This window comes from Calothrix sp. CCY 0018 (assembly GCF_963920925.1).
GTDB lineage: Bacteria > Cyanobacteriota > Cyanobacteriia > Cyanobacteriales > Nostocaceae > Rivularia.
In genome coordinates, this window is record NZ_CAWUDI010000006.1 from 78777 (window position 1) to 91348 (window position 12572).

General features: G+C 38.1%; 9 protein-coding genes. 7 read left to right on the forward strand and 2 right to left on the reverse strand.

Annotated features, from left to right (window positions below; genetic code table 11):
- Positions 1 to 12 precede the first annotated feature (12 nt).
- From ACM03V_RS06200 to ACM03V_RS06210, 3 genes are all read left to right on the forward strand, one after another.
- Complete coding sequence (locus ACM03V_RS06200; RefSeq protein WP_414619886.1) at positions 13 to 996, forward strand: acetamidase/formamidase family protein; 984 nt, start codon at positions 13 to 15, stop codon at positions 994 to 996.
- 147 nt (positions 997 to 1143) lie between these two features.
- Entirely contained in the window at positions 1144 to 1926 is a 783-nt protein-coding gene (locus tag ACM03V_RS06205; RefSeq protein ID WP_414619887.1) for a sulfite exporter TauE/SafE family protein, read from the forward strand.
- Positions 1927 to 2257: 331 nt separating this feature from the next.
- Positions 2258 to 3160, forward strand: a complete 903-nt coding sequence (locus tag ACM03V_RS06210) for a hypothetical protein (RefSeq protein WP_414619888.1) — start codon at positions 2258 to 2260, stop codon at positions 3158 to 3160.
- Positions 3161 to 3174: 14 nt separating this feature from the next.
- Here the strand turns inward: ACM03V_RS06210 and ACM03V_RS06215 are convergent, their stop codons facing one another.
- Positions 3175 to 3507 carry a DUF565 domain-containing protein gene (locus tag ACM03V_RS06215; RefSeq protein ID WP_414619889.1) on the reverse strand — a complete coding sequence of 111 codons (333 nt, stop codon included), beginning with the start codon at positions 3505 to 3507 and terminating at the stop codon, positions 3175 to 3177.
- 297 nt (positions 3508 to 3804) lie between these two features.
- On the opposite strand from ACM03V_RS06215, the gene ACM03V_RS06220 reads away from it, so the two are divergent.
- Positions 3805 to 5604: an ArnT family glycosyltransferase gene (locus ACM03V_RS06220; RefSeq protein WP_414619890.1), complete on the forward strand. Its 1800-nt coding sequence runs from the start codon at positions 3805 to 3807 to the stop codon at positions 5602 to 5604.
- Positions 5605 to 5707: 103 nt separating this feature from the next.
- Here ACM03V_RS06220 and ACM03V_RS06225 read toward each other — a convergent pair whose 3' ends face one another.
- On the reverse strand, positions 5708 to 9070 hold the full coding sequence (locus ACM03V_RS06225) for an ATP-binding protein (RefSeq protein ID WP_414619891.1): 3363 nt from the start codon (positions 9068 to 9070) through the stop codon (positions 5708 to 5710).
- 931 nt (positions 9071 to 10001) lie between these two features.
- Here ACM03V_RS06225 and ACM03V_RS06230 point away from each other — a divergent pair.
- The 3 genes from ACM03V_RS06230 to kaiC all read left to right on the forward strand — a co-directional run bounded on the left by ACM03V_RS06230 (position 10002) and on the right by kaiC (position 12499).
- The gene (locus tag ACM03V_RS06230) at positions 10002 to 10346 is read left to right on the forward strand and encodes a KaiA domain-containing protein (RefSeq protein ID WP_414619892.1); all 345 of its coding nucleotides are present in this window, start codon (positions 10002 to 10004) and stop codon (positions 10344 to 10346) included.
- A 133-nt stretch (positions 10347 to 10479) separates the two neighbouring features.
- Positions 10480 to 10800, forward strand: a complete 321-nt coding sequence (gene kaiB / locus ACM03V_RS06235; protein WP_414619893.1) for a circadian clock protein KaiB — start codon at positions 10480 to 10482, stop codon at positions 10798 to 10800.
- A gap of 133 nt (positions 10801 to 10933) precedes the next feature.
- The gene (kaiC, locus tag ACM03V_RS06240) at positions 10934 to 12499 is read left to right on the forward strand and encodes a circadian clock protein KaiC (protein WP_414619894.1); all 1566 of its coding nucleotides are present in this window, start codon (positions 10934 to 10936) and stop codon (positions 12497 to 12499) included.
- The last annotated feature ends 73 nt before the right edge of the window (positions 12500 to 12572 follow it).

Here is a 12572-nt window from a genome sequence, read left to right on the forward strand (position 1 = left end):
ATCTAAAATCCCATGACTCATCACATTATCAAAGCCACTAAATATACCGTACATCTTGGCGGTTTTTCCCATTCACTCGAACCAGCAATAACCGTAAACTCTGGCGATACGGTGGATGTAGAAACTTACACGGGGTTTCATGTTTGCCACAAAGCACCACCAGAGTTTGTGACTCCCGCATTGCTTGATATATACGAAAATCTTTCCCCCCAACGTAAAATTGCAGGGGGGCCTCATTTACTTACCGGACCAATTTTCGTGCGAGATGCTCAACCTGGGGATGTTTTGGAAGTAACTTTAAAGCATATTACACCAAGTCTACCAGTTGGTTTTAACGCTATTCGTAAAAATTGGGGTGCTTTACCAGAAGAATTTAATCAACCTGCCTTAAGATTTATTCCTTTGGATTTAGAAAATAACGTTACAGAATTTCCCACGGGTAGCGGGATTAAAATTCCCCTCAAACCATTTTTCGGTATTCTTGGAGTTGCCACAGCCGAAAATTCCCGAAATTCCATACCTCCGGGAAACTATGGTGGCAATATCGACAACCGCGAATTACAAGCTGGTTCCAAAATATTTTTACCCGTATTCGTTCCCGGTGCCTTATTTTCCATCGGTGACGGGCATTCAGTTCAAGGAGACGGAGAAGTAAATGTGACTGCAATTGAAACTTCCATGAACGGTACTATTGAACTAAAGCTGAGAAAGGATTTGCAAATCTCCACACCAATAGCCGAAACCCCTACTGATATCATCACGATGGGCTTTGCTCCCACATTAGATCAAGCTTTAGAAAAAGCGTTAAAAAATACGATCAATTTTCTGGTAAGCTGCACGAAGTTATCGCCAGAAGATGCCTACGTGTTATGCAGTTTAGCTGTAAGTTTTCGGATTACTCAAGTCGTCAACTTACCGCAAAAAGGCGTACATGGAATGTTATCGAAAGCGATTTTACCAGAAGGGAGTTGGGAGTTAAGCAATTTTAGATTTTAGATTTTAGATTTTAGATTTTAGATTAGTAATTGTGAATTATACATTAATAGTTAAGCAAAGTATTAAATTTGGCTTTTGAAACATCTTCTTGGAAAAGATTTATTCGATTTCCCTATTACCCACTCCCTATCAACTAACAATTAAAACATGGAAAATTGGTTGCTTCTAGTAATTAGCGGATTAATTGCGGGTATTCTTGCTGGATTGTTGGGTATTGGTGGTGGTACGGTTTTAGTACCTATACTATTGGCATTTGGATATACACCATTGCAGGCTGTTGCTACTAGTAGTCTGGCAATTGTAATTACCGCGACTTCTGGAACTATTCAGAATTGGCGCATGGGCTATATCGATTTTAAAAAGGTAATTTTTTTAGCATTACCTGCGGCAGTTACAGCTTATTTTAGTGCTGGAATAGCAAAGTTTATTCCTCCCCGCAATCAATTAGTGGCCTTTGGTATTTTGCTTTTATTTACTATTTATTTAGTAGAGTTACGCAAAAAATTATCGAAAAAGCAAGAAGCAGAAAACGAACAGAATCAACAAGATCGGGAATCGAAAATTGGTTCTATTATTGCTCCAATTGTTACCGGCGGTCTTGCTGGCATGCTTGCTGGTATATTCGGAGTAGGTGGTGGTGTAATTATGGTACCTCTACAAATGCTTTTACTAGCAGAACCGATAAAAAAAGCAATTCAAACTAGTTTGGGAGTTATTGTGATTAGCTCTATCTCTTCTGCTTCTAGACACGCCATTGAAGGTAATATCTTGTTAGCTCAAGGTTTAATTTTAGGGTTTGGTGGACTTTTAGGGGCACAGCTAAGTACCCGTTTTTTACCTAAATTACCCGACCAAATTGTTAGTTTAACATTTCGTGTAGGGCTTGCTATTTTGGCGGCTTATATTTTTTGGAAAGCTTATAATCTATAGAATTTTGGTAATTGGTAATTGGTAAAATAGGAAGGATATTTGCTCGGTTTCCGCCTCGGAGAAGGCTATTAAAAAAATTCTCAGCAACATCAAGCTGTATTAGGCGATTACCTTCGGTAGAGCTTCGCTTAACGCCAATTATCTTCAACCGATCCAAATTGGCAACCTTTGAATATGAAAGTTTCTCAAATGACTGTTCATTTTGATGAATAGTTGGGAACTATCAATATAGAAAATTTCATCACTTTAAGGAATTAGCTTACTACGTATTGAAGTATAAATAGGTAATAATTCTATCCCGTAATTATTAATTTGTGCAAGGGGTATATAAATGATTTCTATTAACAAAGGTCTTGCTATTGCTGTTTTGACTTTAGCAGTAGGAGTAGGTTGTTCGGATAACAATACTGTAAATTCCTTACCACAAGAAGTTTCACAAGCAGCAATCCAACCATCGAATCCCGTAACGATGGAGAAACAAAACCCAGATAATACAGATAATTCGCAAACTAGTTCATCTCAACAACAACCATTATCGGTTGATACACCAAAGGTACCTCAAAAGCAATCTGTAGCACCAAGCAATTCCACAAACACAGATAATTCACCAACTAATTCATCTCAAAACCAACCTGTTGAAGCTAAAGTTGATTATTTGAAACCAGTAAACGATACTTTCATAATTCCAGGAAAGCGTATTGGGCTTATTACTGCTGACACTACCCGTGCAGATTTAGTTGAATTGTATGGTGAAACCAATCTAAAAGATGACGTAGTTTTGCGAGGTGAGGGTACAGTTTCATTTCCAGTTACCAAAGTTAATTCAACTACACCAGGTGCTTTGACAATTTTTTGGACAGATAAAAATCGGAGTAAAATTAGTCATGTTTCGGGTTTTGGTCGGCAATGGAAAATGCTCGACGGTGGTGTTGGGGTTGGAACTTCTATGAGCGGATTACGCGAAATATTAGATGAGTTTCAATTAACTGGATTCGGTTGGGATAACGGCGGTTTTGTTTATATAGATGGAACGAAATTATCTAAATACAAAGACAAACTTGCTCTAAGACTCAGCCCAGATGAAAATTCATTTGCAAAACATCAAAAGCAGTATTCAGCTGTTTCCGGCGATAGCATATTCTCTTCTGTTAATCCAAATTTTAAACCTTTAGATGTCAGGGTTTCCCAGATGGTAGTTACCTTCGATAAAAATATTTCACCAGATATGCTATAGTCACTTTCTTTGCGTCAAGAACCGAGTTTAAACGCTTCTACAAATAGGCTGTAAATAAAACCGACTTTGAGAAAATTAAGTGATTCTACCCATAATTTACGACGTTCTTTGGGTGGTCGTCGGTAAACTATTCGACTGCTCACTTCCGTTAAGAATACTAAAAATGCGGCTATAAAAACATCTAATACTGCTCTTTGTCCGGCTGTAGTAGCGGCTACCGTTCCCATAAAAAAACCGAACAAAAAACTAATCATCAGCAGCGATATTCTCCGCCAAGGATTAAGGAACCATAACGCTAGGTTCCTAACAATTAAATCGAATAGCGAGTTTAGACGAGTGTTTTGCATTTTTTAAGGCATTGGTAATTGGTAATTGGTAATTGGGCATTAGGCATTGGAAGTTAGGAGTTAGGAGTTATTATTTCTATCCCCTCTACCCCCTCTCCTTGTCCCCTTGTCCCCTTGTCCCCTTGTCTCCCCATCTCCCCATCTCCCCATCTCCCCCTCTCCCCTTCCCTAGAAAAAAGGAACAGAGCATTTCTGTGAGAGTCATTAAAATGTGGAGTGGTAGTTGTCTTTGACTATTGACTAACAACCGATTATTAATGACTAATAACTAGTGAGTGTCCCACTGATTATAAACTGATGACTCAAAGTGTTTCTAAGTATTGGTGGAAGAATATGTCAAAGCGTCCGCAACTGGCTGTGATGCTATCGATTTTATGGGTAATTTTGGTTGCGGGGATTGCTTTTTTTTGGCGTTTGGGAGATTTTAGCTTAATTGATGAGACTGAACCGCTGTTTGCGGAAGCTTCTCGTCAAATGTATGTTACGGGTGATTGGATTACACCTTATTTTAATGGGGAAACTCGTTTCGATAAACCTGCTTTAATTTATTGGTGTCAGGCAATAGCTTACAGTATTTTCGGGGTGAATGAATGGGCTGTACGTTTGCCTTCTGCGATCGCGGCTTTGGGTTTGATTGGTTTGGCGTTTTATACTCTTTACGATCACCAAGCTAAAACTGACGATTTACAAGGGGTATACCATCCTTCTCGCCGTTGGTTAACTGCTGGTTTGGGTGCCGCTGTAATAGCCTTGAATCCGGAAATGATTGCTTGGGGTAGAGTAGGTGTTTCGGATATGCTGCTTACGGGATGCATGGCTTCGGCTTTATTATGCTTTTTTCAAGGATATTCTCAACCTGTTGATTCTACCGTAAAAGCACGGTGGTATTTTGCTTTTTATGTATTAATTGGTTTAGCTATTTTAACTAAGGGACCTGTGGGTATTGTTTTACCCGGTTTCATTATTTTTCTATTTTTAGTTTATTTAGGAAATTTTTGGCAGGTAGTAAAGGAAATCCACCTTTTGCGAGGAATGCTGGTTATCTCTGCCGTATCAGTTCCTTGGTATGTATTGGTAACTTTAAGGAATGGTTGGAATTTTATTGATTCCTTTTTTGGCTTACATAATGTTGAGCGGTTTACAGATGTTGTTAACGGACATTCGGCTCCGTGGTATTTTTATTTTGTAGTCGTAGCGGTTGGCTTTGCCCCATATGCGGTTTACTTGCCCGTTGCAATGGCAAGAATAAAGTTTTGGCAGCGTAGAGCGTGGATATCTACCGAACGTTCTCAACAGCTTGGTTTATTTGCTTTTTGGTGGTTTGTTGGTGTTTTCAGCTTTTTTACCATCGCCGTGACTAAACTGCCCAGCTACGTATTACCTTTAATGCCAGCCGCTGGTATTTTGATCGCGCTGCTGTGGGGCGATTTAATAGTTGATACAAGTACGCAGACTAAAACATCTAGTTCTACGCTATCTCCCGTATTGCTTTCCTCGCCTTTAATGCAAGCAAGTGGATGGTTAAATGTAGTTTTTATTTCAGCAGTAGGGTTTGCCTTTTTTAAAGTTAGCAGTTTAATTGGCCCAGATCCCGCAGCACCGAATTTTCAGCAAATGTTGCAAAGGTCTAATTTACCAGTTTTAGGAGGCATAATTTGGGTGGCTGCTGCTGTAATTATTGCAATTTTCTTAATACGTCGCCGTTATTTACATTTAATTTGTATCAATTTGTTGGCGTTTTCAGCATTCATGGTATTGGTTCTAACTCCAGCTATATTTGTATCTGATGCTAGTCGTCAGCTCCCTTTGAAACAATTATCGCAATTAGCCGCACAAGTACAACAACCTGGAGAAGAAATAGTCATGGTTGGCTTTAAAAAACCCAGCGTTGCTTTTTACAGCCAGCGCAAAATTAATTATATTAAAATCAACTCACAAGCAGCAGACTATATTCAAAATCAAGCAAAAGCTGACTCAATATTAATCTTGGCACAACCGAAAAAGTTTCCTGAAATGGGTTTAGAACCAACTGACTACGAAAATATAGCCGAAAAAGAAGCTTATGGCTTAATTCGAGTCAAAATCAGGAATCAGTGAGCAGTGAGCAGTTCGCAGTGACAAATTATATAGTTATTCCAATTAATTCTAATTAATAAATGTAGCCGCACCCTTCTAGGGTGTCGGGTAGATTGCTCACTGCTCACTGCTCACTGCTCACTGATAACGCTTGATTAATTCTACTTAACAGGTTTTCCATCGAAATTGAACGAGGTAACACCTGTGCTGCGATGGTTGCTGATGCTTCAAATTCTGACAATTCTATTTGATTGGAATTCGATCGGCGATCGAGTAGTAACAATGGTGGTAAATCCGAAGCCATTTGTTCTAATGCTTCTATTAGCGATTGAACTTTTAGCTCTATGGTGGATTCTCCTAAACAAATTAATAGTAAATCGACACTTTCGTGACGTAATTGTTGTAAAAGTTCTTTCCAACTGTTACACATTGCTGCTTTGAAACCTGCTGTTTGTAGGTACTGAACCAAAGCTTGAAACCATTCTGTTGGACGAGTTGTTTGAAGTTGTTCGTCGTTTAGGGGACAGGGAAGTTTTCCATTACAGGGTAAGTTAACTTGAGCGCGGTTATTTCTATTAGTTTTACTAGTTTTGTTAGTTTTCTTTATTTCACGATCAATTATTGCTCCCGGTAAATCCGGTATTACAGTTAAATCTACAACTAAAATATTCGGAGGGCAGCATACACCAGCAGCAATTTGCAACACTGATAATAAAGTTGGTGCTTTTTCTTTATCAATATTGTTGTGTTTGCCTAATTGCGTTAAACAAGGAAATACCGATAATTTACCGATTTTTGATGCTGCTTGTATGGTTTCTACACTACGAGTTACTAAAGGTAAAGCCGCTAAAATTTCACTTTTGGCAATTTGTTCTAGGTAAGTTTCGGCCAGAGGCATTTCTACATCTAATAAAGCCACATCGAACTTCCAAACACGAGCTAAGAGTTGTGCTTGTTCTAAGTCATCTGCTTCTATTACTCGATGTTTTCCCAGCGATGGATGATAACTTAATGATTCTACTTCGGGTTCGACTAATCTCAATATCCGCAATGAAGTTTTTGCTTTCGGGGTGCTATTTTTCGCATCTGCTGGCTTTTCTTCGGGTATGTGGCTAATCGTTTCTAATAACCCCGCTAAAGCTGGATAAGTAACAGGTAAGTTGAGAAAATAATCGGCGCGTTTGCTAAATGCTTGTTCTTTTTCTGCCGCGCTAGCCGTGACAATTGTCGGAATATCCCGAGTTGCAACATCTGATTTGATCAATGTCAATACATCCCAACCCGAAAGTATCGGTAGCAAAGGATTGATAAAAATTGCTATGGGTTGCAGTCTCCGGGCTTTTTCTAATGCTTCGCAGCCTGAACGAGCTACTACTACTCGGTATCCTAAACTACTTAAATGCTTCGTAAAATCATCTATATATCTAGCTACCGTTTCTACAACCAAGACTAAACTGTTAGCAACAGTTTGTAACTTAGGAATAGAATCTCGATCCTTAGAAGATAAGAAGTTAAAATTGTTTTTACTTGTGGAAACAGGAATATTTTCCACTGGTAATTCTTTTAGCGAACCAGACTTTATTAATGGCTTCTCTTGTGTAACTGGGGAGCCGACCGATTGTAAGTGTCCTTCCGTATCGCCCAAACCGATTTCTCCTACCATCTTCTGAGGAGGAGATGGAGGTAAAAGCACTGTAAATTGGCTTCCCGAACCTTCTCGCGATAAAAAGCTAACATCACCGCCATGAAGTCGAGCTAAAGCCCTGGTTAATACTAACCCCAAACCCGTACCTTCATGTTGACGAGTCATGGGATTTTCTAATTGCTGAAACTTTTGAAATATCAAATGTTGCTGGCTATCGGCAATACCAATACCCGTATCCCAAACTGTAAAAGCAATCCAACCTTCCCAACTATTGATCTGCAAACCAATTTCACCACCACAAGAGGTAAACTTAAAAGCGTTGGAAAGCAGATGAATCAACATTTGACGCAAACGCAATTCGTCAGCAACAATTTCTTCTAATCCTGACTCAATATCAAGAACAAATTGATAGTCTTCCTCTAACTCCGATGCTGTGGCTTTGCTTGTTTGATCGTGGATTGCTTTGGCTTCTTTTAAAGCGCGATCGCAAACGTTTTTAATATTGACTTTGCTTGGAGTTAAGGTCATTTGGCCCGTTTCCATCCGGGTTAAATCCAAAATATCGTTAACTACGCTCATCAAATGACGGCCGCTTTGATGAATTAATTTAGCGTACCTGGCTTGCCTATCGTTAAGTTTGCCTAACTGCTGATCGGATAACAAGCGCGATAACCCCAATACCGCTGTTAAAGGTGTTTTTAATTCATGACTGATACAAGCCAAAAATTCATCTTTTAAACGATTAAGTTGGATTAAATCGGCGTTTTTCGCTGCTAATTCTTGGGTTAATTGCTGTTGTTCGGTAATATCTGTAGCCAAAACAAGCCACAGTTGACCGTTTTCCGGTATTTCTTCCTGCTTTAATTCCTGAAGATCGATATCCCCAATATCTACTGGTATTTTCGTAAACCGCCAAACTCTTTCTTGTCCATCTTGCATTTCCACAACACAAACACAACTACCTGGTTCGCTATCTATAAAACAACGGTTTAAGGTAGAACCGGACTTAGAATGGTTTAATTCAGGTTCAACACCTTTTTGTGTTAAATTGCCTTCGATTGTGTTTTCCCAAAGTTCCTTGAACCCCTGCGGATCTTTTAATTCCCCAAGCTGTTCGTACCAAAGTTGATTTTGCGATACTACTTCTTTAGTATCTGTTTCTAACATTAACGCCCAAGGAAGCCCTTTAAGTAATTGTGCTGCATACTTATAAGACCATTGGCTTTTATTTTGATTTATCGAATAAATTTTATTTTTAGCATCTGCATAACTGATAACTTCAGCACCATTTGAATGGCTTTTGGCGATCGAATTCCTGGAAATAACCGAGCCAAGGTTACTCGCTTCTTGGTATTCCGTCTCTAAGATTCCTGAAGCTATGGCTACAGTTTTCTTTTCCCTGTGCGATGATGCTAAATGCTTCAACAACTTACAACTATCTAAAAGTCCTAAAAATTTACCATGTTCATCTACCAGCACCCAATTACGAGAGCTTGCCGGCAATTTTTGGGTACGCAATTTTGAACCAAATTGCTCTAAACTTAAAGATGAGCTTAAAATTTGGATTGGTTGGAAAAATTCTGTATCTAAACAAGATATCGGTTGATTCCAATCAAATTTATGTGTGTTTCCTAGCTCGTCCTGTTTTCCATAGATGAAAAACTCTAGCAGATTCGTTGCATCAAGCAAACAACAGGGAACTTGTTGCTCGTTTAGCACTACTAACTGCACAGAATGCTGCTCTTGCTCAAAAAAAGATAACACCTCCTCTATAGGAGTAGTTTCATCGCAACTGGGGACTCTACTAATAAACTCGTAAAGCGGGTAATGTTGAATTGACATTTGCCTTCTGGAGTTATTCTTCTGTATAGAGCATCCGGCATCACCGTCTTCACTGCTTGTCTTGTTCCTTTTACAAGTCATAACAAGTTTAATCGTTCTTCACTTTATAAAGGACAGCGACATCACAGGACGATCTTGAACTGAAACTACATGCTTTATACAAGCAATGGAGTTCGATATCGCAGGAGCCTACTTGCCATACAAGAGTTGTCGGTGCGGCGGGTTTTTAGTTTTACTTGGCAGCAGATACATCGGGGAGATAATTACTTGCGTCCATAAAGGAGTCAATACCATGATGCATCTGATAGCAACCATTAAAACAATTATTACTCCAAAATTACTCTGAAAATCTTTAGTAATTATAACGATTCAAATTATGACATTTTTTAAAGCTACTTCACATATTTTATCATCAAGCAAAATTTCAAAATATTTGATTAAATTATTTATACATAATAATAATAAATATTTTACCGTAAAAATCAGCGGAGCAACGATTAAGGAAGAAAATTTACAGAAATTATTGTTACCTACGATCGACTGTTTCGATGCTAGTTTCTAATACGAGATGAAGCCCAATTATTTAAGAGTATATTGATTTAGGTTTAACAAGGGAAATCAAGTTGGAGTAAAATAATTATCAAACATCAAATATTTGATTCAAAGTCTAAAGCAAAATATTTTCCAAGAATAATTAGCATAACTTCAAAATAATGATAAATATAAATATGTATTTGTTAATATAATTTTCATTCGTCGAAATGCAACAATTTTATGAGACTAAAAAGTTGGCGCGATATTACCCAATCAAATCAAGATTATTTGTAAAGAACGGAAATTACTGTAGCCTTTGTAAATATTTGTATAACAAAGATTATATGTAGTTGAAAATAAATGAAGAAGCATAGGGAAAAAATGGATATGTAGTTAGATGTCACAATCTGAAATGATGCTCTTATTTGAGCAAATGGATTCAAATCAAAAAAAAGAAATTTTGCGAAAAATTAAGTCTGAGTACCGTCAAATTTTAATTAAATACTTTACCAATGATATAAATCTAAAAGAAAAAATAGATAAATTAATCAATACAATATTTTGTGCTAATATTCCCGTGCCTCAAATTATTGAGATTCATATGGATTTAGTAGATGAATTTTCCAAACAGCTAAAAATAGAAGGTAGAAGCGATTACAATTCATTACTTCTTGATTATCGCTTGACATTGATTGATATGTTAGCTCACCTATGCGAAATGTATCGACGTTCTAAGACTTAATCGGGTTGATGTTTTCGGTGATTTGTCAGAAGATAAATAATATAAAAATATAAAAATAAATATTTATTGCTTAAATACGGTTTAAAATTTACTCCCTCTGTTTCTTGTTTATTTTCTACCCCAAGATGCGCGTATGAACCATCAAGATGGTGATACCTATGTCCTGAAGCTTTATGTATCAGGAAACACGCCTAATTCAGTACAGGCACTAAAGACGCTCAAAACAATATTAGAACAGGAATTTAAAGGAGTCTATGCCTTAAAAGTTATTGATGTTCAAAAAAATCCGCAACAAGCGGAGGATGACAAAATTTTGGCTACACCAACCTTGTCAAAAATTTTACCACCACCAGTTCGCAAAATAATTGGCGATCTATCCGACAAAGAAAAAGTATTAATTGGGCTAAATTTATTAGATGCACCAGACAGCGAACAAGAAAACAACTCGGAATAGTAAACTATATAGAGGTTAATCAACGAACTGTAGTTATTACCATACCCGGACCCATTGGATTTTAGATTTACGAAATCCGAAATTCCAAATCCTAAATTAGGAGGGTCAATTTATTATTTCTAGTTAACAAGCAATGAGCGAGAAAGACAAGCCGCTACAAACTGCCAAACCTCTAATAAATCGGGGTGTAGAAAAAATTCACACTTTGATAGAGGGTTTTGATGATATTACTCATGGTGGATTGCCTAAAGGTAGAACAACTTTGGTCAGCGGTACCTCCGGGACGGGTAAAACATTATATTCTCTACAATTTCTCTATAACGGTATTACCCACTTAGAAGAACCAGGAATATTTGTTACTTTTGAAGAAGCTCCCAATGATATTATCAGAAATGCTCATATATTTGGTTGGGATTTACAACAGTTGATTGACGACGGTCAATTATTTATTCTCGATGCTTCTCCCGATCCTGAAGGGCAAGAAGTTATCGGTAACTTTGATTTATCGGGACTGATAGAGCGTTTGCAATACGCAATTAAAAAATACAAAGCCAAGCGCATTTCGATTGACTCGATAACAGCAATATTCCAACAGTACGAAGCTGCGGGTTTAGTACGACGAGAAATTTTTCGTTTGGTTGCACGTTTAAAACTTTTGAGCGTTACCACCATCATGACAACCGAACGACGAGAAGAATACGGCCCCGTTGCAACATTCGGAGTAGAAGAATTTGTCTCGGACAATGTAATCATTTTTCGTAACGTTTTAGAAGGAGAACGTCGCAGACGCACCATTGAAATTCTCAAGTTACGCGGTACGACTCATATGAAAGGAGAATATCCTTTTACCATTACCAACGGCGGGATAAATATTTTCCCATTGGGTGCGATGCAGTTAACCCAACGCTCTTCAAACGTCCGCGTATCTTCAGGAGTCGAATACTTGGATCGGATGTGCGGAGGTGGATTTTTTAAAGACTCAATTATTTTGGCTACAGGTGCTACAGGTACGGGTAAAACGCTGTTAGTCAGTAAATTTTTGCAGGAAGGTTGCCGTCAAGGCGAACGCTCGATATTATTTGCCTATGAAGAATCCCGCGCACAACTTTCTCGTAACGCCACTTCATGGGGAATTGATTTTGAGGAGCTAGAAAAGCAAGGATTGCTAAAAATTATTTGTGCTTATCCCGAATCAACTGGCTTAGAAGATCACTTGCAAATTATTAAGTCAGAAATTTCTGAATTTAAACCTGCTCGCATTGCCATAGATTCCCTTAGCGCTTTAGATAGGGGAGTTTCTAATAATGCATTTCGACAATTTGTTATTGGTGTAACTGCTTACGCCAAGCAAGAAGAAATTACTGGCTTTTTTACCAACACTACTACCCACTTTTTGGGTTCAAACTCGATTACCGATTCTCATATTTCCACTATCACCGACACGATTATCCTATTGCAATATGTAGAAATTCGTGGGGAAATGTCGCGAGCAATCAACGTATTTAAAATGCGCGGTTCCTGGCACGATAAGGGTATTAGGGAATACAATATAACTCGTGAAGGGCCTCAAATCAAAAATTCATTCCAAGATTACGAAAGAATTATCAGTGGAGTGCCGAGCCGCGTTAGTATCGATGAAAAGGCGGAACTATCTCGCATTGTTAGGGGTTTTGAAGATGACCAAACATCTGATTCTTAGTCTTAGCATCTGAGTTAACATTGTCAGGGTTGTAAGCGTGATATAGTCTGTGGTGAGAAAAAAGTCTCTGCCG